Source organism: Bradyrhizobium sp. DOA1 (assembly GCF_001593325.1).
In the GTDB taxonomy this organism is placed as follows: Bacteria; Pseudomonadota; Alphaproteobacteria; order Rhizobiales; family Xanthobacteraceae; genus Bradyrhizobium.
In genome coordinates, this window is sequence record NZ_JXJM01000001.1 from 5,463,705 (window position 1) to 5,486,624 (window position 22,920).

Annotated in this window: 22 protein-coding genes; 8 read left to right on the forward strand and 14 right to left on the reverse strand. The window is 64.4% G+C overall.

Annotation, left to right across the window (positions count from 1 at the left end; translation table 11 throughout):
- Window positions 1-24 precede the first annotated feature (24 nt).
- From flgG to motA, 10 genes are all read right to left on the reverse strand, one after another.
- Window positions 25-813, reverse strand: coding sequence for a flagellar basal-body rod protein FlgG (gene flgG, locus SE91_RS25445; RefSeq protein ID WP_008560375.1), 789 nt, complete (start codon window positions 811-813; stop codon window positions 25-27).
- A gap of 18 nt (window positions 814-831) precedes the next feature.
- On the reverse strand, window positions 832-1,161 hold the full coding sequence (gene fliE / locus SE91_RS25450; RefSeq protein ID WP_061849558.1) for a flagellar hook-basal body complex protein FliE: 330 nt from the start codon (window positions 1,159-1,161) through the stop codon (window positions 832-834).
- Between the two features lie 2 nt (window positions 1,162-1,163).
- Window positions 1,164-1,580 carry a flagellar basal body rod protein FlgC gene (gene flgC, locus SE91_RS25455; protein WP_061849559.1) on the reverse strand — a complete coding sequence of 139 codons (417 nt, stop codon included), beginning with the start codon at window positions 1,578-1,580 and terminating at the stop codon, window positions 1,164-1,166.
- Between the two features lie 11 nt (window positions 1,581-1,591).
- Window positions 1,592-1,972, reverse strand: coding sequence for a flagellar basal body rod protein FlgB (gene flgB, locus SE91_RS25460; RefSeq protein ID WP_008560380.1), 381 nt, complete (start codon window positions 1,970-1,972; stop codon window positions 1,592-1,594).
- 86 nt (window positions 1,973-2,058) lie between these two features.
- Complete coding sequence (gene flhB, locus SE91_RS25465; protein ID WP_061849560.1) at window positions 2,059-3,144, reverse strand: flagellar biosynthesis protein FlhB; 1,086 nt, start codon at window positions 3,142-3,144, stop codon at window positions 2,059-2,061.
- Between the two features lie 13 nt (window positions 3,145-3,157).
- Window positions 3,158-4,198, reverse strand: coding sequence for a flagellar motor switch protein FliG (locus tag SE91_RS25470; RefSeq protein WP_008560383.1), 1,041 nt, complete (start codon window positions 4,196-4,198; stop codon window positions 3,158-3,160).
- Between the two features lie 2 nt (window positions 4,199-4,200).
- Window positions 4,201-4,590: a flagellar motor switch protein FliN gene (gene fliN / locus SE91_RS25475; protein ID WP_061849561.1), complete on the reverse strand. Its 390-nt coding sequence runs from the start codon at window positions 4,588-4,590 to the stop codon at window positions 4,201-4,203.
- A gap of 76 nt (window positions 4,591-4,666) precedes the next feature.
- Complete coding sequence (locus tag SE91_RS25480; protein WP_008560386.1) at window positions 4,667-4,978, reverse strand: hypothetical protein; 312 nt, start codon at window positions 4,976-4,978, stop codon at window positions 4,667-4,669.
- Window positions 4,959-5,900, reverse strand: coding sequence for a flagellar motor switch protein FliM (locus tag SE91_RS25485; RefSeq protein WP_008560388.1), 942 nt, complete (start codon window positions 5,898-5,900; stop codon window positions 4,959-4,961). The genes SE91_RS25480 and SE91_RS25485 overlap by 20 nt, the downstream gene beginning before the upstream one ends.
- On the reverse strand, window positions 5,897-6,793 hold the full coding sequence (motA, locus tag SE91_RS25490) for a flagellar motor stator protein MotA (protein WP_060735081.1): 897 nt from the start codon (window positions 6,791-6,793) through the stop codon (window positions 5,897-5,899). Before motA ends, SE91_RS25485 begins: the two co-directional genes overlap by 4 nt.
- A gap of 142 nt (window positions 6,794-6,935) precedes the next feature.
- Between motA and SE91_RS25495 the strand changes: the two genes are divergently transcribed.
- The 4 genes from SE91_RS25495 to SE91_RS25510 all read left to right on the forward strand — a co-directional run bounded on the left by SE91_RS25495 (window position 6,936) and on the right by SE91_RS25510 (window position 11,335).
- A complete protein-coding gene (locus tag SE91_RS25495) occupies window positions 6,936-7,724 on the forward strand; it encodes a DUF1217 domain-containing protein (protein ID WP_061849562.1) in 789 nt (262 codons plus the stop codon).
- Between the two features lie 3 nt (window positions 7,725-7,727).
- Window positions 7,728-8,456, forward strand: a complete 729-nt coding sequence (gene flgF, locus SE91_RS25500; protein ID WP_061849563.1) for a flagellar basal-body rod protein FlgF — start codon at window positions 7,728-7,730, stop codon at window positions 8,454-8,456.
- A 36-nt stretch (window positions 8,457-8,492) separates the two neighbouring features.
- Window positions 8,493-9,818: a flagellar protein export ATPase FliI gene (gene fliI / locus SE91_RS25505; protein ID WP_061849564.1), complete on the forward strand. Its 1,326-nt coding sequence runs from the start codon at window positions 8,493-8,495 to the stop codon at window positions 9,816-9,818.
- An 881-nt stretch (window positions 9,819-10,699) separates the two neighbouring features.
- A complete protein-coding gene (locus tag SE91_RS25510; protein WP_061849565.1) occupies window positions 10,700-11,335 on the forward strand; it encodes a MarR family winged helix-turn-helix transcriptional regulator in 636 nt (211 codons plus the stop codon).
- A 1,170-nt stretch (window positions 11,336-12,505) separates the two neighbouring features.
- On the opposite strand, the gene SE91_RS25515 is transcribed toward SE91_RS25510, so the two are convergent.
- Complete coding sequence (locus tag SE91_RS25515; protein WP_060735077.1) at window positions 12,506-14,077, reverse strand: porin; 1,572 nt, start codon at window positions 14,075-14,077, stop codon at window positions 12,506-12,508.
- Between the two features lie 521 nt (window positions 14,078-14,598).
- Here SE91_RS25515 and SE91_RS25520 point away from each other — a divergent pair.
- Window positions 14,599-15,078 carry a MarR family winged helix-turn-helix transcriptional regulator gene (locus SE91_RS25520; protein ID WP_008560426.1) on the forward strand — a complete coding sequence of 160 codons (480 nt, stop codon included), beginning with the start codon at window positions 14,599-14,601 and terminating at the stop codon, window positions 15,076-15,078.
- A gap of 150 nt (window positions 15,079-15,228) precedes the next feature.
- On the opposite strand, the gene SE91_RS25525 is transcribed toward SE91_RS25520, so the two are convergent.
- Entirely contained in the window at window positions 15,229-16,308 is a 1,080-nt protein-coding gene (locus SE91_RS25525) for an alpha/beta hydrolase family protein (protein ID WP_061849566.1), read from the reverse strand.
- Window positions 16,309-17,161: 853 nt separating this feature from the next.
- Here SE91_RS25525 and SE91_RS25530 point away from each other — a divergent pair.
- Window positions 17,162-18,226: a ketopantoate reductase family protein gene (locus SE91_RS25530; protein ID WP_061849567.1), complete on the forward strand. Its 1,065-nt coding sequence runs from the start codon at window positions 17,162-17,164 to the stop codon at window positions 18,224-18,226.
- 25 nt (window positions 18,227-18,251) lie between these two features.
- On the opposite strand, the gene SE91_RS25535 is transcribed toward SE91_RS25530, so the two are convergent.
- On the reverse strand, window positions 18,252-18,836 hold the full coding sequence (locus SE91_RS25535; RefSeq protein WP_061849568.1) for a LysE family translocator: 585 nt from the start codon (window positions 18,834-18,836) through the stop codon (window positions 18,252-18,254).
- A gap of 463 nt (window positions 18,837-19,299) precedes the next feature.
- Between SE91_RS25535 and SE91_RS25540 the strand changes: the two genes are divergently transcribed.
- Window positions 19,300-20,118 (forward strand): hypothetical protein, encoded by an 819-nt coding sequence (locus SE91_RS25540; RefSeq protein WP_061849569.1) that lies wholly within the window; start codon window positions 19,300-19,302, stop codon window positions 20,116-20,118.
- A 105-nt stretch (window positions 20,119-20,223) separates the two neighbouring features.
- Complete coding sequence (locus SE91_RS25545) at window positions 20,224-21,738, forward strand: helicase HerA domain-containing protein (RefSeq protein WP_061849570.1); 1,515 nt, start codon at window positions 20,224-20,226, stop codon at window positions 21,736-21,738.
- Window positions 21,739-21,759: 21 nt separating this feature from the next.
- On the opposite strand, the gene SE91_RS25550 is transcribed toward SE91_RS25545, so the two are convergent.
- A complete protein-coding gene (locus tag SE91_RS25550) occupies window positions 21,760-22,818 on the reverse strand; it encodes a HoxN/HupN/NixA family nickel/cobalt transporter (RefSeq protein WP_245318522.1) in 1,059 nt (352 codons plus the stop codon).
- Between the last annotated feature and the right edge of the window lie 102 nt (window positions 22,819-22,920).

Here is a 22,920-nt window from a genome sequence, read left to right on the forward strand (position 1 = left end):
CTTTTCAACATCCAGACACCGGAACTAGCGCATGCCCTTCGAGACCGTCGAGGCCATTTCATCCGAGGCCTGGATGACCTTGGCGTTCATTTCGTAGGCGCGCTGGGCCGAGATCAGCTCGGTGATTTCCTTGACCGGATCGACGTTGGAGGCCTCGAGGTAGCGCTGGTTGATCTTGCCGTAGCCGGCGTCGCCGGGCAGCCCGACCACGGGGGTGCCGGAGGCCGTGGTCTCGCGGTAGAGATTGCTGCCGAGCGGCTCGAGGCCTGCTTCGTTGGCGAAATTGGCGAGATTGAGCTGGCCGATCTGCCGCGGATTGATTTCGGTGTCCAGCTTGGCGAACATCTGGCCGGTCTGGTTGACCGTGACCTCGACCGTTCCCTGCGGCACCGTGATCGCGGGATCCAGCAGATAGCCGTCGATCGTGACGAGCTGGCCGTTGGCATTGGTGTTGAACGAGCCCGCGCGCGTGTATTGCACCTCGTTGTTCGGGCCGAGCACCTGAAACCAGCCGCGGCCGTTGATCGCGAGGTCGTAGGGATTTCCGGTCTGCGTCAGCGCACCCTGGATGTGCAGCTTTCGGATCGCCGCCGACTTGACGCCGAGGCCTAGATTGCTGCCTTCCGGGATCGGCGAGGAGCCGTTGACGTTGGCAACGCCCTGCATACGGTCCATCTGATAGAACAGATCGGTGAACTCCGCACGCGCCCGCTTGTACGAGGTCGAGTTAATGTTGGCGATGTTGTTGGCGATGACCTCGACGTTGGTCTGCTGGGCATTCATGCCGGTGGCCGCGATGGCGAGCGATTTCACGATCGTCACTCCTTCAGATCAAATCGACATCCGAACGACTTCCTGGTAGGCCTGCACGACCTTGTCGCGAACCGCGACTGCCGTCTGCAACGCCTGCTCGGCCGACATCAGCGCCTCCACGACGCGCCGCGTCGATTCCTTGCCCTGCATCGCCGAGATCGACGCCGCCTCGCCCGCCTTCAGCGTTCCGATCGCGTCCGTCGTCACCTGCTTCATCACCGATTCGAAGCCGACATCGTCGCCGGACTGGATCGCGGTCGTCGCCGCCGGCGAGATCGCCTGCGTCTCGGTCGCCCGGCTTGCCGCCTGGCCGGCGGAGACCGCCGTGGATGAAATTGCCTCAAGCATTGTCAGCTCCTCAGGAGATCGATGGTCATGCCCAGCATCGATCTCACCTGCTTCACGACCTGGAGATTGGCTTCATAGGACCGGTTGACCTCGCGCATGTCGGCCATCTCGATCACCATGTTGACGTTCGGCAGCTTGACGTAGCCGGCCTTGTCGGCGGCGGGATGACCCGGATCGTACTCGACGCGATAGGGCGTGGTGTCGACCCCGATCTCCTTGACCTTCGCCAGCTGCGCGCCCGAAGCGCGATCCATGGCGGCATCGAAGGTGATGGTCTTGCGCTGATACGGATCGGCACCGGCGGCGCGCCCGGTCGAGGTCGCGTTCGCGAGGTTTTCCGAGACGATGCGCATACGGATCGATTGCGCTTCGAGCCCGGAGCTTGCGACCGTCAATGACGATTGTAGGGAGTCCAGCATGTCAATTCACCTCAGGCCTTTGCGCTCGACAGGACCATGCGGTGAAACGAGCGCACGATCGCCGAATTCATCGAATAGTCGCGACTGACGTCGCTGCCCTTGATCATCTCCTGCTCAAGGCTGACGGAGTTGCCGGAGTGCACGACTTCCCAACTGTCCTTCTTGTCGATCTTGCGCGTGTCGGTCTCCGCTGCGGACAGCTGCATGTGCGATGGCGACGTCATCGCGAGCCTGACCGGCATGCCATCGAGCACCTTGTTGAAGGGCTCGACGTCGCGCGCCTTGAAACCCGGCGTGTTGGCGTTGGCGACGTTGGTGGCGATGGTCGACTGGCGGAGCTCGAGATAGCGCGCCTGCGACGATGCCAGTTCGAAGAGATAAAGCGGTCCCACGACAGCGCCCCGTTATGTTCTGTTGGGGCAAGCTTAGGGTGGCAAGCTTTCGTCAGGCTGATGCGGCCCGCGCCGTCCTCCGAAATCTATGGGACCTTCTCGGACCGCGCCGCCTGCTTGGACTGGAGGAAATAGATGATCTCGGCGATGGGACGGAAGAATTCCGCCGGGATCACCTGATCGACCTGAACCGCTTCGTAGAGTGCGCGCGCCAGCGCCTTGTTCTCGATAACGGGAATTCGGTTCTGCTCGGCGACTTCGCGGATCTTCAGCGCGATCACGTCCATGCCCTTGGCGACCACGAGCGGCGCGGCGTTCTCCTCGCGCTTGTAGCGCAGCGCGATCGCGAAGTGCGTCGGATTCGCGATCACCAGCGTCGCGCGCGCGGCGGAGGCGATCATGCGCTGGCGCGAGCGGTCACGCGCGAGCGAGCGCAAACGTGCCTTGATCAGCGGATCGCCTTCCGCCTGCTTGTGCTCGTCCTTGATCTCCTGCTTGGTCATGCGCAGCTCGCGCCGCCAGTGGAAGCGCGACCAGGCGAGATCGATCGCGACCAGGACGATGGTCGCGATGCAGATCGCCGATACGATCCGCATCGCGATGTTGAGGATCATCTCCGGCAGCGCAACCGGATCGGTGTACATCGCCTCGAATGCCTTCGCTTCCGACAATCGCAGCACGAAGGCGACGACGGCGGTCACCGAGGCAAGCTTGAACAGCGACTTGGCGAACTCGACCAGGCCTTGCGATCCGAACAGCCGGCTCCAGCCGCTGACCGGGGAGATGCGCGACAGGTCCGGCTTGATGCGCTCCAGCACCAGGCGAGGCGCATTCTGCAGCAGAGACGACGCCAGACCGAAGGCCATCAAGATGACGACCAACGGCACCAGGAATCGCAGCGCCTGAAGCCCCACCACCGCGAGCAAATTCTGCGCATCCGCCCCGGTCGCGAGAGGAAAGCCTTCGGGATCGTCGAGAAAGCTCTTCAGCGTCGGCGTCAGTTGCTGCACGCCCTGGCCGATCAGGAAAGACAGGATCACCATCAACGCCGCCATCGAGGCGAGGATGGACGCCTCCCGAGAGACCGGGATTTTGCCCTGTTCGAGCGCATCACGGACTTTCTTCTCGGTCGGCTCTTCTGTTTTGCTCTCCTTATCGGATGTTTCTGCCATGCCCGTTCAGCGGTCAGCGGAAGACCAGCTCATCCTCCTGCTCGGGATTGAGCTCGATTTCACCCTTCTCCGCGAGGTCGAGCGCGAGATCGGTGATCACGCGCCGCGCCTCCAGCACGTCGCGCTGGTTCGACGGCTCGCCGATGGCGAGCTCGTGCTCGACGACGCGGCGGACGCGCGAGGCGACCGAGGACAGGATCAGCTCGCGGAAGTTCTTGTCGGTCCCCTTCAGTGCGACGACGATGCGGTCGGTCGGCACCTGGTCGAAGATCATGGTGCGCGCCTTCGGCGTCAGGTTTGTGACGTCGTCGAAGGTGAAAAGCAGTTCCTTCAGCACTTCGGCCGATTTCGGCCGCTTCTCCGACAGGCTCTTCAGCATGTCCTCGATGTGGCCACGCTCCATCTTGTTGATGATGTCGGCGACGCGAGCGTAGGTGTCGGCGCCGAGGTTACGGGCGAAGTTGAGCGTCAGGTCCTCATGCAGCGTCTTCTCGATGATGCGCATGGCGTCGTCGACGATCGGCTTGAGGCTCAACACGCGCCGCATCAGCTCGTTGCGCAGGCTCGAGGGCAGCTGGCTCATGACCTTGGCAGCGCAGGCCGGCTTGACCTTGGACAGGATCAGCGCCGCCGTCTGCGGATGCTCCTTGGAGAGATAGCTCGCCAGCGAGTTTTCGGACACCGACGATACCCGGTCCCAGACCGACCGGCTCGAATTGCCGAGCAGGTCGGACATGATCTGCGAAACCTGGTCGGCCGGAAGCACGTCGCCGAGCACGGCTTCCAGGCCGCCGAGCGTGCCGAGGATGTTGGCGCCCATCGAGAATTGCTGGGCGAACTCCTCGACGATCCCCTCCAGCTCCTGCGCCGTGATCGGCCGCAGCTCGGCCGCGGCCTTGGTGACGATGCGGATCTCCTGCGGTTCGAACTGCTGAAGCACGCTCGCGGCCGCCTGCCGCCCCATGGCCAGCAGGAGCGCCGCGACCTTCTCCGTGCCGCCCAGCGTGGCGACGCCTCGCGGCTTGACGGGAGCGATGCCGACCTGTGCCGCCATGGTCAGGTGTCACCCTGCCCCAGCGGACCGACGATCTCCGTCAATGAGACGCCGAAGCGGGAATTGTCCTCTTCGACCACGACCACCTCGCCGCGGGCCACGATGCGGCCGTTGACGACGACGTCGACGGGTTCGCCGACCCGGTGATCGAGCGGCACCACGGCGCCGCGGCCTAGCTTCATCAGGTTCGCCACCGGAATGGTCGCGGACCCCAGCACGACCTGCATGGTGACGGGAATGCGCAGGATGGCATCGACATTGGCGAACTTGCCGGTCTCCTCCGCCGTCCGCGCGGCGATCTCCGCCAGCCGCTCCAGTGGAGATGGGTCGGCATGCCCCTCGTCGGATGCCGATGCTCGCGTGGCAGAGTCATAGTCGAAGGATTGCGCCATTTGGTATCGCCTCTTGGTATTTCCGCTGCCGGAGCGCCGTGGCGTTCCGGCCGTATCGTCTTCGCCGGCTTCGGCTTCAATGCTTGTTCACTTCGACACCGGCGCTCGCGGCGGGCCGGAGCCCGGACCTCGCATCGAGTGCCGCGATCGCCTCGTGGGCCTGATCGATCTTCGTGCTCAGCACATTGGCGAGCCGTCCGAGATTTGCGGTGGAATCGTGCGCCGCATGGATGACCGTGTCGAACGCACCCGCCGTCTCCTGGACGATGGTCGAGAACTCCCCCTGATAGCTGCGCAACCGCGCCAGCTCGCGGTGCATCTTGGTCACCCGCATGCTGGTGAAGGCGAGCGCGATCAGCAGCACGGCATCAACGAGATAGGATATCATCGACGAACTCCCGTTTCTGATCGACGGGATCGGCCACCTGCATGGCGTAATAGCCGTCGAGCTGGCCGATCTGGCACCAGAACAGCACCTGGTTGTTGCTTTCGAGCCGGGCGAGCGTGCGCGGCGTGGCTTCGAGCTCGAGCACCTGCCCGACCTGGAATTTCACGACGTCGCCGAGGGTGATCATCTTCTCGTCGAGCACCGCGCTCAGCGTCACCTCGGTGCGGTGAACCTCGCTCTCCATCTGCTCGCGCCAGCGCGGATCGGACGCGCGGCCGTCGCTGACGACGACATGCGCCAGCTTCTGCCTGAGCGGGTTGAGCGCGGAGTGCGGAATGATCAGGAACATCTGGCCGCCGCGATAGAGCGCCTGCAACATGATGTTGGCGCAGATCGACATGTTGCCGCTGCGTCCGATCGCCAGCGAGGCCATGGCCGTCTCGACCCGCTCCACGCGGAAGGTGACGTTGGAGGTTCCGGCAAAGGCGGATTGCAGCGCCTTGGCGAACCGCTCGAACAGCGCCTGCACCAGGCGGATCTCGATGTTCGAGAATGCGCGCTCGACGTCGAGCGGGGGTTCGGCGCCGTCGGACCCGAACATCGCCTCGACCATGGTGAACACGAAATCGCGGTCGAGCATGATGATGACGCGGGAATCCCATTGCTCGGCATAGAGCACGGCCGCGACCGCATTGGCCTCGTAGGGGTTGATGATGTCGCCGACGCGGTCATTGGTGATGCCGTTGACCGAGAAATAGCACGGCGTTCCGGCCATCGGCTGCAGGCTGTCGGTGCACGATGCGGCCATGCGATCGAAGATCACATTGAGCATCGGCATGCGCTCGATGGAGATACCCGCCGCGTCGAGCAGGTAGTTCGGCAGCTGCTTGCGCTGATCGACCTCGACGTCTTCCATCATCATGCGCGGGCAGCCTTCGGTTCAGCCTCGGTCGGGACGGCCTTGGGACCCGCAATCGTCTCGTTCTCGACGACGTCGATCGACGGCCGCTCGGTGCTCGCGATCATCTTGCGGCCGTGCTCGACGGCGATCTGCGGCATGGCACCGTTCATGAACGCCAGCAGCGTCTGCTTGACGATGATGTAGGGCCGGCACTTCTTCTCGCGCGTCATCTTGATCTTGATCGCAAAGGGCGAAAGGACGCCGTAGGACAAGAAGATGCCGGCGAAGGTGCCGACGAGCGCCGCGCCGATGTAACCGCCCAGCAGCTTCGGCGACTGGTCCAGCGCCCCCATGGCCTTGATGACGCCGAGCACGGCGGCGACGATGCCGAGCGCCGGCAGCGCCTCGGACACCGTCACCAGCGCATGGTAGGGCGACAGCTTGCTCTTCACGATGGTGTGGATCTCCTCGTCCATCAGCGCCTCGATCTCATGCGTGCGCGCGTTCCCCATGATGATGAGGCGGACATAGTCGCAGATGAACTGGAGCAGCGCCGGGTCGGAGAGCACGCTCGGAAACGCCTTGAAGATCTCCGAGGAGGCGGGATCGTCGATATGCGCCTCGACCTCGTTGCGGCCCTTGCCGCGCAGCTCGCGCATCAGGGCATGGAGCGCACCGAGCAGGTCGAGATAGTAGCGCTCGCCGGGCACTGCCCCGGTGATGGCCTGCATGCAGGCGACCCCGGTGTCCACGACCGTCTTCCACGGATTGGCCACGATGAAGGTGCCGACGGCGGTGCCCATGATGATCACGAACTCCCACGGCTGCATCAGCACGGCCAGATGCCCGCCCATGGCGGCAAAGCCGCCGAGCAGTGCCGCCACCGTGATGAAAATCCCCACGAAACTGCCCAACGCGCCGCTCCATCACCGATCCCACCGGAAATATCTAGTCGGCGAGCCTTGCGCGAAGCTGGCTTGCGGATCGCCAGCCCCGCGCAAGCAATTCGCGGCAGCTTGCGACGACGTCGCGGGAGCGGCCAGAGGAACGCGTCTCATGCTATCCACCATCGCGGATTACACCAGACTGACCAAGGACATGGGCAAGTCGCTGACGCAGGTCGCGACGCAGCCGGATGTCAGCCGCGAGACCGACTATTTCCTCAGCCACATCGGCAACGTGAAGACGATCGACGATTTCCTGAAGGACTACCGCCTCTACTCCTACGCGATGAAGGCTTACGGCCTCAGCGACATGACCTATGCCAAGGCGTTCATGCGCAAGGTGCTGACCGAGGGGGTCGGCAACAAGAACACCTTCGCCAACAAGCTCACCGACGTCCGCTACCGCGAATTCGCCAGCGCCTTCAACTTCGCCGCCCTCGGCAGCAACGCGACGAAGACCAGCCAGGCCACGACCGGGACGGCGACGCAATATGTCAGGCAGACGATGGAGCAGAAGGCCGGCGACCAGAACGAGGGTCTGCGACTGGCGCTCTATTTCACCCGCAAGGCCTCCACCGTCACGACCGCCTACCAGATCCTTGCCGACAAGGCGCTGACGCAGGTGGTCCAGACCGCGCTCGGCCTGCCGTCGACGATCAGCGCGGCCGACATCGACGCCCAGGCCAAGATGATCACGGACAGGATCAAGCTCACCGACTTCCAGGACCCGGCCAAGGTCACCAAATTCGTGCAGCGCTTCGCCGCGATGTGGGATGCGACCCAGGCCCAGAGCGACAACTCGACCAACCCCGCGCTGGTCCTGATCGGCGGCGCCTCGTCGATGTCCAGCATGGACATCGACATGCTCTCGAAACTTCAGTCCATCCGCTTCGGAAAGTAAATCATGCAATCGGCTCTCTATGTCGGATTGTCGGCGCAGGTCGCCCTCGAAAAGCGCCTCCAGACGATCGCCAACAACGTCGCCAACGTCAACACCGCGGCGTTTCGCACCGACGTGGTGAAGTTCGAGACCGTGCTGTCCAAGGCGGGCGCCAGTCCGGTCGCCTTCTCCTCGCCCGGCGACAACATCATCTCCCGAGAGATGGGCAACATCACCGAGAGCGGCAACCCGCTCGACGTCGCCGTGGTCGGACAGGGCTGGATCGCCTTTGCCGGTCCGAACGGCACGGTCTATACGCGAGACGGCCGCCTCCAGATCGCCCCCAACGGCGACCTTCAGACCGTATCGGGCTTTCCCGTGGTCGATTCCGGCGGCGCGCAGATCACGCTCGACCCGAACGGCGGACCGATCTCGATCGCGCGCAGCGGCGCGATCACCCAGGATAACAACGAGATCGGCACCATCGGCCTGTTCAACATTCCCGCGGACGCCAATCTCGAGCGCTACGGCAATTCCGGCGTCACGCCCGACCGTCCGGCGACCGCCATCGCCGATTTCTCCCGCGACGGCTTCAAGCAGGGCTATGTCGAGGGCTCCGGCGCCAATCCGATGATGGAGTTGACCAAGCTGATCGCGGCCTCACGCGCCTTCGACGGCACCAATTCGATGATCGAGGGCACCGAGGGCTCGCTCCAGAATGCAATCCGGACGCTGGGCGAACCCGGCAAATAGGCGGCGCCTCGCGCGCATTGAGGTTGGACGGTTTCCTTGAACGCTCTTCGGCAACTCGAATGGGCGCTGCTGGAGCTTCAGCAGAGCACCCCCCTGGCAAGCGTCAGTGGCGCGATCTCCGAGATCGCGCCGACGCATTTCCGCGTCTCCGGCCTGTCGCGCTTCGTCAGGCTCGGCGAGCTGATCGGCGTCAATTCGGCCGGCACGCCCCAGATCGGCGAGGTGGTGCGGATCGACAGCGAGGGCATCATCGCCAAGCCGTTCGACCGCCAGTTTGCCGGCGGCCTCGGCTCGGTCGCCTACCGCATGCCGCCGCTGTCCTTTGCGCCCGATCCGAGCTGGAAGGGCCGCGTCATCAATGCGCTCGGCGCGCCGCTTGACGGCCAGGGTCCGCTCACCCCGGGATCGCGCGCAGTCTCGGCGGAAGCCGAGGCGCCTTCGGCCATAAAGCGCTCGCGCGTGCACAAGCCGCTGCGCACCGGCGTGCGCGTCATCGACCTGTTCGCGCCGATCTGCGCCGGCCAGCGCGTCGGCATCTTCGCCGGCTCCGGCGTCGGCAAATCGACACTGCTTGCGATGCTCGCCCGCAGCCAGGGTTTTGAGACCGTCGTGCTGGCGCTGGTCGGCGAGCGCGGCCGCGAGGTGCGCGAGTTCATCGAGGACGTGCTGGGCGCTGACCGTCATCGCGCCGTCACAATCGTATCGACGGGCGACGAAAGTCCGATGATGCGGCGGCTCGCGCCGAAGACGGCGATGGCGGTGGCCGAGTATTTCCGCGACCGCGGCGAATCGGTGCTGCTGATGGTCGATTCGATCACCCGCTTCGCCCACGCCGCCCGCGAGGTCGCACTGGCCGCCGGCGAGCCTGCCGTTGCGCGCGGCTACGCGCCGACGGTCTTCACCGATCTGCCGCGGCTTCTGGAGCGCGCCGGCCCCGGCGAGGAAGGATCCGGCACGATCACCGGGATCTTCTCCGTGCTGGTCGACGGCGACGATCACAACGAGCCGATCGCCGACACCATCCGCAGCACGCTCGACGGGCATATCGTGCTCTCCAGGCACATCGCCGACCAGGCGCGCTATCCGGCCGTCGACGTTCTGGCCTCGGTCTCCCGCCTCGCTCACAACGTTTGGGATCCCGAGGAGCGCGAATTGGTGAGCAAGCTGCGGGCCATGATCGCGAAATACGAGGACACGCGCGACCTTCGCCTGATGGGCGGATATCAGTCGGGACGCGATCCGGGCCTCGATCAGGCGGTCGAGATGGTGCCGAGAATCTACAACGCCATGCGCCAGGACGCTTCGGCGCCGCCGAGCGCCGATCCGTTCCGCGAGCTCCGGGACATGCTCAAAGGCGACTAGAGCGCGTTGAGAATCATCATCGCGCTTCAGGTTGCTGCATAGTTTTCCCACTCCTGCGCCGACGCGCGATGCGAGCGCACGTCGCTCGATGTTTTCGACAGGTGTTTGCGCATGCCGCCACGCTTCCAGCGCATGCACGGACGTGACCGTCACTGGCGTTCGCCTTTTTTGCGTGTCCACCGTTCGGGTGAGAGCAGCGAGCGGCCGCGATCGACGGCCATTCCGAGCCAGAGGCAACAACAACCGGCACGTGCAATTCCTGCGAATTCCCTCGGATGTTCCCTGACGGATCGTACAAGTTGTGGATGACATGGCGGCGCGCATCGTCTTCGTGCACAACCTTCGATCAACTTGCATCAACGGCAGACAATGACGTGGCGTGCAATCAAACCGTTGCAGAGTCGCGTGCATGCTGCTCGTGCCAGCGTATTGCGTTCACCTTCATGTGTTCGGACGCGTGAGATTGTCTTGAACGTTACATTCGCCTGCTTCGACATCCAATCTCCGCGAGTGTCTTGACTTGATTTTGTTGAGAAGCTCATTCATCGTTTCGGTTGAATACAAGAAACGTCTGCTCGTGACTTGAACTTTAGGGGCTTCGGTTGAACTACTCCGATCCATCGTCTGCTGGCGACGGCAACTCGGCCCCCGTGCGACGACGGCGCCATTGGTGTGCCGCAAGCGACCCGACCTCTCGCTCCAGACCACGCGACTCCCGTCGGTTCAGGTCGGGTGCGTCGTGAATCGCGCCTTCGAGCGAGAGCGCGCTGCGGTTTTCTCATCGCGCACCTCCAGCGCTCTGACGCCTCGCGATGGAGTCGCGAGCCAGGACGCAAAGCGGCTTGACGCCGCAGACGAAGTTCCGGGGACGAGGTAAATCCATGCCATTGGCACGAGAGGCCGTCGAGCTGCTGATTCAGGCGGCGAGGGCCTGGTATTTCGAGGGCAATCAGCATGGACTGCGCGACCGCGAATGGATGGCGCTGCGCTTTCTCGGACGTGCAAACCGATTTTCGCGCACGCCCTCCGCGCTCGCCGGTTTCATCGGCGCCACCAGAGCGACGGCATCGCAAATCGTGAAGACGCTCGAGAGCAAGTCCTATTTGGTGCGAAAGCCGTCGCACGAAGACAAACGCTCCGTCGTGCTCCACGTCACCGCGCAGGGCGAGAAATGCCTGAGTCAGCACGACCCGATCAATCACGTGATGAACGCGGTCACCGCGCTCGGACCCGAGGAATGCATCAGGCTTCGCGACTCGCTGCGGGAGGTTCTCAATCATCTCGACGCGGCCCATCAGCGACTGGATGCGAGCATCTGCCGGGATTGCATGTTTCTCGCCGAACGCGGCCCCGGCACCGGCAAGGGACGCGCAACGGCCGAGTTCATGTGCCGGTTGTATCGCGCTCCGATATCGCTCGAGGAGACGGAGCTGTTGTGCACGAGCTTCGAGCGCACCCGCGACCGTCCGAAGATCGAGGAACATCTCGGTCGCGCGCGCGTGGCGAGCCAGGGGTGAGGTGCGTGCGCGGTCGTTCCCGCGATCACGCGAGCCTTGGCGACCGCTTCAAAATGACGAAGCAAGGTGAGTCAGGGGCGGCACGGTCCATGCGGAGAGATGGGCCCCGGCTCTGCAGCGCAACGTCGAAGGGACGCTGCGCTGCGTCCGGGGCACGAGAGCGGAATGTGGCGCACACTCTCTCCACGTCATTGCGAGGAGCCCTTGCGACGAAGCAATCCAGAGTCCTTTCGTGGAGGGATTCTGGATTGCTTCGTCGCTTCGCTCCTCGCAATGACGGAGTATGGAGCGATAGCTGGCTCTCCAACCTCCACTGTCATTCCCCGCGAAGGCGGGGAATCCAGTACGCCGCGGCTTCTCGATTCAATCACGAACGTCTCGGAGTACTGGATCGTCCGGTCAAGCCGGACGATGACACCGAGTGCGTGGCTACGGACACGCCTTCGCAGCCTCGCGGCGCTTTTCGCCCGAGCTTTGCTTGGTCGCTCCACCCCTCCTATCCAAGAGGGTGCAGGGAAGGCCGGGTGCCGGCGGCACCCGCGGTCCGCTGCGCATGGAGCACACGCAGGAAGAACCGCACAGCAGCATACAGGTGAAGCCCAACACACGGCCTTCCCTGCGCGATGGTCGGACGGCTTATGCCGCGCTCTCCCGGGAGCCGAGTTCCTTCTGGCCTCCCTCACCCTCACGGAATTCACCGGCCCTGCGCCGGTTGACGCTAGTGCCGCCTCCGCAAGAGCTTGACCGTAGCAACGACGGCCAGGACCACACGGTTTTGCCGTACGCACGGCCCGTTGGCGCCACAGGGTCCGACGGCGTTGTGCACCTTGCCCTCGGAATATGACGCGACGAACCTGACAGCGCCGCTCGTCCACGCGATGCGAAGGGCTCACGGAGAGCAATCCGCCCTGCCCTTGGCTTTCGCGCACGACGCTGCTGCGTCCACCGCAAGCCCGGCTCTGCGATCACACGACAACATGACCGCCCCTCAAGGGTGAGCCGGGATGGACGACACATACGCCGTTTCCGAATTTCGGTAAAGTGGAATATTTTTCCGATTCTGGATTGACAGAGGGCGACACAGGCGAATGCGGTAGCCCATGGATCGCTGCACAATAAAAAACACCCGGCGGTTTCCCGCCGGGTGCTCGTTCAGCCGTTGCGAAGATATTACCAGTTGCGCTGGGCGCGGAGCAGCAGGGTGACGCTGTCCTGATCCTTCAGCTGGTACAGGGCGGCCGGCTTGGCCGTCGTACCGGCACCGGCGTAACCGACCGTGCCCGAGTACTTCTGGTCGAGGCGGGTCCAGTTCAGGTCGCCCGAGAACGTCAGGTTCTTGACCGGGGTCCAGCGGGTGATGAGGCCGATCTGGCCGATGGCGAAGTCAGGGTTACAACCCGTGACACCGGCGAGACCGCCGAACACGCCGCCTGCACCGCCAGCGCCGCAGAGAGCGGTCTTGGCGAGCGAGCCGTACTGCGCCTGAGCGTAGGCACCGTACAGCGCGGTGTTCCAGTAGGGATCCCAGTTGTGGGTGTAAGCGCCACGGAAGCCCCAGGTCTTGACCGTCTCCTGCTGGCTGCCCGTGATGAACACGGTGTCCGGAGCATAGGCGAAGCCGACGCTCTGGTAGGCAACGCCCGAGTTGCCGAACATCGAGTAGGAGCTGCCCGCCAGGTTCTGGAAGTTGTAGCGGGTCGCACCGTCGGTGTAGACGCCCGAAATGTTGATCACGTCACCCGCACCGGTCGGGATGTTCTTGATCGACAGAGCGAGCTGAACCGCCCAGCCCCACTTGTCGTCGGGGTGGCCAGTTGGCTCGGTCGCGCCGTAGTAAGCGACGTGGTTGTCATGCGCAGCGACCGACGCCTGGAACATACCCCAGGCCTGGTCGACACGGACCATACCGACGAGGTTCGGCGAACGCGAACCGCCGATGGCGTTGGTGCCATACGTACCACCGATCATGCCGCCTGCGGTCGCGCCGGTCAGGTTGACGTTGCCGGCCTGATAGTAGGCCGTCGCGTCTTCAGCCGAGAACGACGCCGTGATGCCTTGACCGAAGTCAGCGGTGTAGGTGAACTGGTTGACACCAGTGACCGTGCCGGAGCCGCCGACGAGGCTGTCGATGTTGTTGCCGGGATAGTTGGTCCAGGGCGCGTCGAACTGCGACACGGCCTTACCCATGGTGAAGCCGGCGAACTGGATGAAGGCGTAGTACACGCCGAGCGAACCGGCCGAGGTGTTGCCGTCGGTGCCGTTGACCGACGAACCAACGAGCGCCGGCGTCGCGCCGGAGGTGTTGAGGCCGAGGTTGCCGGTATAGACCGTGCCACCCGTCGCAGAGCCGGAGCCCTGATAGCCGCCGGTGGTCCAGGTGAACACGCCGTCGAAGAAGGTACGGACGACGCCGTATTCGGTCGCGGTGCGCGTGTCGATGTTGAGATCCTGACGAGCACGCATGTTGTAGTAGTTGCTCAGGCGGTTGTGCGCACCGGCCGGAGAGCCATTCGAGATGCCGTAGTTGCTGTTGGTGTTGAACGCGACTTCAGCGCGCAGATAACCACCCAGCTTGATGCAGGTGTCGGTGCCCGGGATGTAGTAGAAGCCGGCGCCGTACAGCGAGCAGATCTTCACGTATTCGACCGCCTTGGCCTTCACGGGGAGATCGGCAGCGAACGCCCCGGAGGCGGCCATCAGGCCGGCAGCCGAGCCGAGCAAAAGCGTCTTCGTTAACTTCATTAGGTAAACCTCCAGGTCGATTCAGGGGGCTCGGCTCCTCGGAGGACACCGCTTCACCCTCATATTTCCGTTCAATTCAGATCCGCACTGAAGGTCCGGTCTGAAACGACAGCGAGGTGCCCCCCCTCCGTCGTGCTTCACGTATAGTTTATAAAAACAACCGCCTCAATTTATTGATTTGGTGAACTGAAAGTTCGGCGAGAGATGTTGCTTGAGAGCAACAGAGACACGAGAAGGCCATCTAACATGCTGAATAAAAAGTAAAAAGCCCTCAGGGGGGCATCCCGAGGGCTTTCTTGGAGATCTCACATCGCTGTCCGTCGACGGGGTCAAGAGCAGCAAAGAATGAGTACGTGAATTAATTGATTTTTGCAAGCATCAAATCATCGGGCCATTTCGACAATGTCACACCTAGTGCCCTTGTCAGGGCGCGACATAGGAGACGTGCTCGCGATATCCCGATAGAACATTGACCCAAGAACAAGAAGAAAGGATCAACGCCAAACGGGGGGCAACGCGGCATGATCGAAAAGAAGCTCGACAAAACGATCAGGGAATTCATCTGGAACATCGTCGAAATCCACGCGCAGCTGGACGACATTCACACCAGCTGGGCCGGACTGTTGGGCATTACCCAGCCGCAATGGCTGATCTTGATGGCGATCACCGAGCTGGACGAAGGACGAGGCGTTGCCGGCATCGAGATCGCGAACAAGTTGCGGGTCCACCCGGCCTTCGTGACCAACCAGACCAAGATCCTGGAAAAGGGCGGCTTTCTATCGCGGCAGCCGGCAACGGACGATGCCCGCTTCATTCTGATGTCGTTGACCGCGAAGGCGACGGCGGAAATCGAGAAACTGTCCAAGAGAAAGCTCGCCTTGAACTCGACCATGTTCAACGAGCTCGACGAGAAGACCTTGAGTGAACTGAATGCCGCGCTCGCAACCATTGCGAGGAACGCTCGGCTGGCGGCACGATTGCTGGCTATCGACGCCTCGTGATCGGCCGATGCCGGGGCGAGACCGAGTGCCCGGGCCGAATGCTGGCTATCGTCGTGCTGCGTCAGGATCGGCCTTCCATGGCTCGCGACATCCACTCCAGCGGACTCTTCACGACGAGGCCAAATCGCGCACCGCCATGGCCTGACCGCGCTACAGGTATGTCACGGGCTGATGCTGACGGGCAGTCCCGAGCTTGCTGTCGAGCCAATCGAGCACGAAGTTGTCGACAGCGATGAAGTTCTCGACCTCGCCGAGCGGGTGCGGCACGTTGTTGGGCACGACGACCGAGCAATCCGCTCCACTCTCCCGATAGCCGGCTTGCAGGTCGAGAGCATCCTGCTCCCAGATCATGGAGCGAGTCCCGACGACCATGAGCAGCGGGCACGGAAGCCGACGCGACGGCAGCAACGAACCGGCCGAGGCTCCGTCAGGGACGGCCGGCCCGAAACTGGTCATCCTCCGCATCGCTCTCCGCATGACCGGCGTCGAGACACCGCCGTCGCACACCGCGGCCGCGATCCTGCGATCCGAGAGGGCGAGACGCGACGCGTGACACGCGCCGGCCCCTTCACCATAGATCGCGATCCGCCGCGAATCGACATCGGGGCGAGCTTCCAGATAGTCCAACCAGCACTGAAGCCTGTGCTCCGGCTTGAAGGAGCGATGAACAGTCGAATTGCCGGCATTGACGAGCAACAGCGACATGCTCCCGCAGAGCGAGGCCGGCAACAGCCTGCTCATCATCGAGCCCAAGGTGATGTCCCCGTCGCTCACGCAGATCACCGCCGGCGCCGTAGGTCCACGACGGAGCGCCGGCAGGAAGAAGCCGGCCAGCCCACCTTGATCGAAGAAATCGATCTTGACGCGCTCAATCGCCAGACCGGCCTCGGCCTCGAAGCCTCTCAGGCCGATACCGACCTCGTCTGCGAGATCGGCACTTTCGACATCCCCCGGGCAGGACAGAGTCCTGACGACTTCGAGGGCCGTCAACGAGCAGAGCCATGCTTCCCGCGCAATCTCGGCAGACCCAACGTCGCGCGCGCTTTCAGCCAATGTGCGGTAGTCGTCCGCGAGCCTCAACCAGTCCGAAATCCACAGATGCCGGTGCGTCTCACGCACGAGCTCGGCGACGGACAGACTTTCGAAAAATTGTGACGCGCGATCCCGCAAGCGCGCCAGGTTTTGGCCCGCACCGTCGCATGCGCCGCAAGGCCAATGATCCCCTTCCATCTCAGCCCCCCGAGCGACGCCGTCAACAACTGCCCGGACTTGCGTCCGGACCGACGGACTTCGCGTTCTGCACAGCGCCCTGCGCAACTGCTCGATGCGATCGCAGGCGCACCGTTTCATCTACGCGTCGCGCAGCGGGGGCACTGCGCGAGACGGCCGGCATCCCGAACGAGCCAACTTGGGCACCAAGTCGGGGCCGGCTCAACTCAATCGTCACGTCCCAGCTCCATCGCTGTTGCACAGTCATTGCCGCGCACACTTGCGACGCGGGCCTCGTCGTTTCTCGTTGCGATCGGCGGATGAAGACAACTTCACTTCGCCGATAGAACAGACATGCCTGTCTGTGCCGTCATTGTGAAACCACGATATGGTGAGCGATGCGGCGGTTTGCCGCTTCATCGAAGCCAACCGGCGACATGACAGGACGATGACAGCGCCCCCGCCAACTTGCTGATCTTCCGCACGCGAGGTGTGACGACGTATGATCGCACCATACGGTGTGCCCGAACGGACGGACATCCGACAAATCGAAATTCGGTGAGGTCAATTTCGGGACGCCTGCGGGATTGAGCAAGCGGACCGGGCGGCATGTGCCGAAGCCGCGAGCGCCTTGACCCGTCCCGCGACAAACGAGCGTCCGTGACCAGATCGCGCGAGGCAGGCCGGCGTTCGCGCCGGCGAACGAAAGGTCGGCGGATTGCGCCTCCTCCATCCGGACGCCCCAGACTCCGGCGCGGCCTTGTATGCATTATCCCAGTTGCCATCCCCGCGGACTTCGCTTTACATGCCGGCAACTCGCCCGCGGATGACGGCCGGGGCTCAAAAATCACACACATTCTCAAGGGGACGGAGCATGGCGCGCAACATATTGATTCTCGGGGCTTCTTACGGCTCCCTGCTGGGCACGAAGCTGCTGATGGCGGGTCATAACGTCACCCTGGTCTGCCGCGCCAAGACGGCGGAGCTGATCAACCGCGACGGTACCGAGGTGCGCATTAAGCTGCGCGACGAGGCGGTACACCGGGCGATCTTCTCGCGCAACCTGCCCGGCAAGCTGGATGCGGTGACCCCGGCCAATGTCGACCCCTCCCGCTACGATCTGGTCGGCCTTGCGATGCAGGAGCCGCAATACACCAACCACACGGTGCGCGTTCTCATGGTCAAGATCGCCGCGGCGAAGCTGCCGTGCTTGTCGATCATGAACATGCCGCCGCTGCCTTATCTGAAGCGGATTCCGGCGCTCGCGGACATGGATCTCGAGGAGGCCTACACCAATGCGCAGGTGTGGGAGCGCTTCGAGCCGGGGCTGGTGACGCTGTGCTCGCCCGACCCGCAGGCATTCCGTCCGCCGGAAGAGGCCGCCAACGTGCTTCATGTCGGCCTGCCCACCAACTTCAAGGCGTCGGTGTTCGCCGACGAGAAGCACAACAAGGTGCTGCGCGAGCTGGAGGCCGACATCGACGCGGTGACGCTCGACGGCCTCGATGTGCCGGTGAAGCTGAAAGTGTTCGATTCGCTGTTCGTGCCGTTGGCGAAATGGTCGATGCTGCTGACCGGCAATTACCGCTGCATCACGCCGCACGAGCCGCAGTCGATCCGCGATGCCGTGCACGGCGATCTCGAGCGCTCGCAGACGATCTACGACCATGTCGACGCGATCGCCCGCAAGCTCGGCGCCGATCCGCAGGACCAGGTGCCGTTCGCAAAATACGCCAAGGCCGCGGAAAGCCTGCTCAAGCCGTCCTCGGCGGCGCGCGCGGTCGCGAGCGGCGCGCCCTTCATCGAGCGCGTCGATCTCCTGGTGAAGCTGATCTCGCATCAGCTCGGCGTGCCCAACCCCGAGATCGACCGCACGGTCGAGACCGTGGACCTGAAGCTGAACGAGAAGATCGTGCAGGGCGGATCCGGCGCGCAGTAGCGCGCCGTTCCGGCGGACGCCGGTCTCACGCGCCCAGGAGCGATTGAACCCAGATCAGGCCGGTCACCGCGACCAGCGTGACCGCGCCGGTGCGCGTGACCAGGTCGGGATGGCCGAGGCGGCGAGCACCGCGGCCGAGCGTTGCGCCAAACGTCACCCACGCCATGCCCGCCATGACGATCAAGAGCGCGATCACGGCGAGCCGGGGCACCAGCTCGAACGGCCCTGCCTGGAGCGGCAGAAGCAGGAAGGCGAACACCAGCGCCTTGGGGTTCAAGAGCGTGGTGAGCAGCACGTGATTGAAGGTCACCGGTGCGCCGCCGCGCAGTTCACGCGACCGGAAGCGCCAGAGCATGACGGCCAGGCACAGGATGTAGACCGTCACCGCCACGCGAAGCACCATGGCCGCGATCGGGATATCGCTGACGATCGGACCGAGCGCGAGCCGCAGCAGCGCGATCGCCAGCAGATAGCCGGCGAGCTCGGCCGCGAGGAGATGCAGCGAGCGCGCGATGCCGACCCCCGCCGCCGATGTCGCGAGCAAGGTGTTGGTCGGCCCCGGCAATGCCAGCAGGAAGCAGGTCGCGGTGAAGAAGGTCAGAAAACTCATCGGCCCAGCTAACAGGTTGCGGGCTCACGGACCTTGATCTGCATCATTCTCCGCCGCGGATGGTGATCCCTCGTCTGCACCGCCGCTTGCTTCCAGGCGCGGCGCTGTTCCCGGTGTGGCGCAAACCCAACGACCATCACCGCCCCTGGTCGCGCGACGGATCGCCTTCGTGCTCAGCGTGCCGGCGAATATCACGACTGCGTGAGACGATCGCAGGGCGCACGTCACATCCCGGCGTCCGGTAACCAAAGCGAACCGATTCCGCGCGAAATCGGCGCCCTTCACTTGCACGCCCTCCATTCGCGCAAACGTTGCATGCGTGCAGCACGGACCCGGCTTCTTGCCCAGCTGCGGCAGAAATGAGCAACATATCTTTTCAAGTCAGGTGTCTGTGACCTGTTTTCCAGTCTGTGTTTCCGGCTGGAATCGCAATGCACGGCTGAAACCGAGAAGAACAACAACAATGGATCAGGCGATGCTGACCGTCGTCCGCGCCGTGGAGGCGGGCGCGACGACGTTGAAGGGCGTGATCGACGCCACCGGACTGTCCCGTCTCAAGATCGAACGTGCGTTGAATCTGCTGGAGAAGCAGAAGCTGCTGGTCCGCAAGGGCCAGGGCTTTCGCGCGACCGGCCTGCCGAAGGCGACGCGTCCCGCCCGGCAGTGCGGCTCATGCAACGCCTGCTGCAATATTCTGGAGGTGGCCGCCGTCGACAAGCCGGTGAACCAGCTTTGCAAGCACTGGCAGACGGGTACGGGCTGCACCATCTACGATCGCCGGCCGCCGATGTGCCGCTCGTTCGTCTGTGCCTGGTTGCAGGGCCATCTCGACGAGTCCTGGTTTCCCGCACAGGCGGGCCTCGTGGTGCATTTCAGCCAGGACGCCGTCAACGTCACCGTCGACGACGAATGCCCCGATCGCTGGCGCGAGGAGCCCTATTTCAGCAAGCTCGTCGAATGGTCGCTGAACGGCATCCGGCGGATCGGCAACCGCGGCTATGCGACCCTGGTCGTCTCCGGCGCGCACCGCTTCCTGCTGCTCGGACGCACCGTCGTTCCAGAGCCGACGCTGTTCGGAACCGCGTTCCTGCCGCTCACCGCCGATACATTCCGGTTCTGGCGGGCGACGTCGCCGGAGCATTTGCAGCGGTTGCACGAGCGCATCGCCGAGATCGAACGCATCAGGCAGGAATTCGGCTCCTGCGCCATCCCCGAGAACGAAGACGACAATCCGCACGCGCCGTATCGGCCCGCACTTCTACGGTTGTCGCATCACGCCTGAACTCCGCCGTGGGCAACGCTGCCTGATTCGCGCCGTGGCGCTCGACGCGCGCCGGCCGGGTTGATAAGCCGCTGTCCGCGAATGACGGGGACTTGAGTCGGGGACATGACGGTTGCGATCGAGATGGGGCAGACCACGGCGGGCGCCGCGGCGGCCATGGACCTCGAGGAACTGCTGGCGACCCGTCTCCTGGTGCAGGGCAATTCGGGCTCCGGCAAATCGCATCTGTTGCGGCGGCTGCTGGAACAGAGCGCGCCCTGGGTGCAGCAGGCCATCATCGACCCCGAGGGCGATTTCGTCACCCTGGCCGAGCGCTTCGGCCATCTCGTGATCGAGGCCGAGGATCACACCGAACGCGGCCTTCAGGTCGCCGGTGAACGCGCGCGGCTGCATCGCGTCTCCACCGTGCTTAATCTCGAAGGCCTCGATGCCGAAAACCAGATGCGCCGTGCGGCCGCATTCCTCGGCGGCATGTTCGACGTCGACCGCGACCATTGGTACCCGATGCTCGTAGTCGTCGACGAGGCGCAGCTGTTCGCGCCGGCGGTGGCGGGCGAGGTCTCGGACGAAGCGCGCAAGCTATCGCTCGGCGCGATGACCAATCTGATGTGCCGCGGCCGCAAGCGCGGCCTCGCCGGCATCATCGCGACCCAGCGTCTGGCAAAACTAGCCAAGAACGTGGCGGCGGAAGCCTCCAACTTCCTGATGGGCCGGACCTTCCTCGACATCGACATGGCGCGCGCCGCCGATCTTCTCGGCATGGAGCGGCGGCAGGCCGAGGCGTTTCGAGATCTCGAGCGTGGACAGTTCATGGCGCTGGGACCTGCGCTGTCGCGCCGTCCGCTGCGTTTGAACATCGGCCCGACCGCGACCTCCCCGCGCAATTCGACGCCGCGGCTGATGCCGCTGCCGGAAGCGACGTTGGAAGATGCGCGCGCCGTGATCCTGGCCGCGCCCCCGCCCGATGCCAGCCGTCCGCAGCGGCGGCCCGCGCCGGACCTGCTCGAGCAGCTCCGGGCGGCGAAGGCCGCCGCGATCCCGGAGATCCAGCCCGAAACCGTCGAGGTGCCGGTCAGCGCCGAGGAGCTCGCGCAGCGGCGCGAGCGCGTCGATCGCACGCTGCGCGCCGTGCTGGCCGAGCCCGATGCCGGCTTCCGCGCCATCGGCGTGCTCTATCAGGAGTTCGTGGTCCGCTGCCGCATCGAGGGGCTCGGCGCGGCGGTGCCCGATCTCAACGAATTCCGCCGCATGCTGACGCATGCGCGGGCTGGGCTCGGGACGGATCTCGCCGAGGACGACGCCTGGCAGGACGTGTCGCTGCGCGCCTCGATCCTGCCCGATGACATGCAGGGCGTGTTCATGATGATCGCCCGCGCGGCCAGGGAAGGCTGGCCCTGCCCTGGGGACGCCGCGATCGCCCGCGCCTATGGCTCGCATTCGCTGCGCCGCGCGCAACGGCTGCTCGGCTATATGGAGGAGCAGGGCCTGATCGTCGTCCAGCTCGACGGCGGCGGCCGCCGGATCGTGACGCTGGTGGAGCTGGCCTGGGCGACGGCGCCGGGCGATCCCAATGGCGACGATGTGCCGGCGGAGCCCGCGCGGAGCGCGGCGGCGCTCTGATCCCGCCGATTTAGAATCGTCTCAGGCCGCCTCGAAGCCGCGGGCTGCATCGGGCGAACGGCGCGCCCCATCCGCAAACATGCGGCGATAGAGCAGCACCGAGACCAGCCAGGCCAGCGCGAACAGCGCGACCACGACGAAGCCGACATTCGCCAGCGATTCGTTGAGCCCTTCCACCACCGCCCAGAAGCCGCCGGACAAGCCGAGGCGTTCCGCGATCAGGCCGAGCGCCTCGACGCCGCCGATGAACAGCGCGACCGCGACGGAGGCGCCGGTGATCGTGAGATTGTACCAAAGCTTGCGCAAGGGATCGACGAAGGCCCAGCGATAGGCGCTGACCATCAGCGCGGAATCGGCGGTATCGACCAGCGCCATGCCTGAAGCGAACAGCGCGGGGAAGACCAGGACGTCGGCGAGCGAGGTACCGCGCGCAGCTTCGCCCGCGGAGATGCTGAGCAGGCCGATCTCGGTCGCGGTGTCGAACCCGAGGCCGAACAGGAAGCCGAGCGGATACATGTGCCAGGGCTTCGTCACCAGGCGGAACATCGGGCCGAGCAGCCGCGCCAGGAATCCGCGCTTGGCGAGCAGCGCATCGAGGCCGGCGGCGTCGTGAATGCCCTGCTCACGCGCCATGCGGAACGTCCGCCACAGGCCGGCGAAGATGGCGAGATTGATGGCCGCGATCACCAGCAGGAACAGCGCCGAGACCGATGTGCCGATCAGGCCGCCGATCTGCTCGAGCAGGCTGTCGCCGCCGAGGCTGACGACGCCGAGCGCCAGCAGCATGGTCGCGACGACGACGACGGTGGAATGGCCGAGCGCGAAATAGAGCCCGACGCTGCGCGGCGCGCCGCCCGCCTGCATCAGCTTGCGCACGACATTGTCGATGGCGGCGATGTGATCGGCATCGACGGCGTGGCGCAGGCCGAACACCCAGGCCAGCAGCGCGGTCGCCATCACCGTCGGACGGTCGCCGAACGCCGCGAAGGCCCAGGCCCATGCGGCAACATTGGCGGCGACGAGCCCGCCGAACAGCAACACCACGCCGGGCTCGACCGCCCGCAAAGACCATCTCGTCACGATATCATTCCGTCCGCTGCACGCCCGGTCGCCACCGGTATGATATTTTCATAGAATTCTCACACTAGCCAGCCCCGGCATTGGCCTGCCGAACGCCTATGC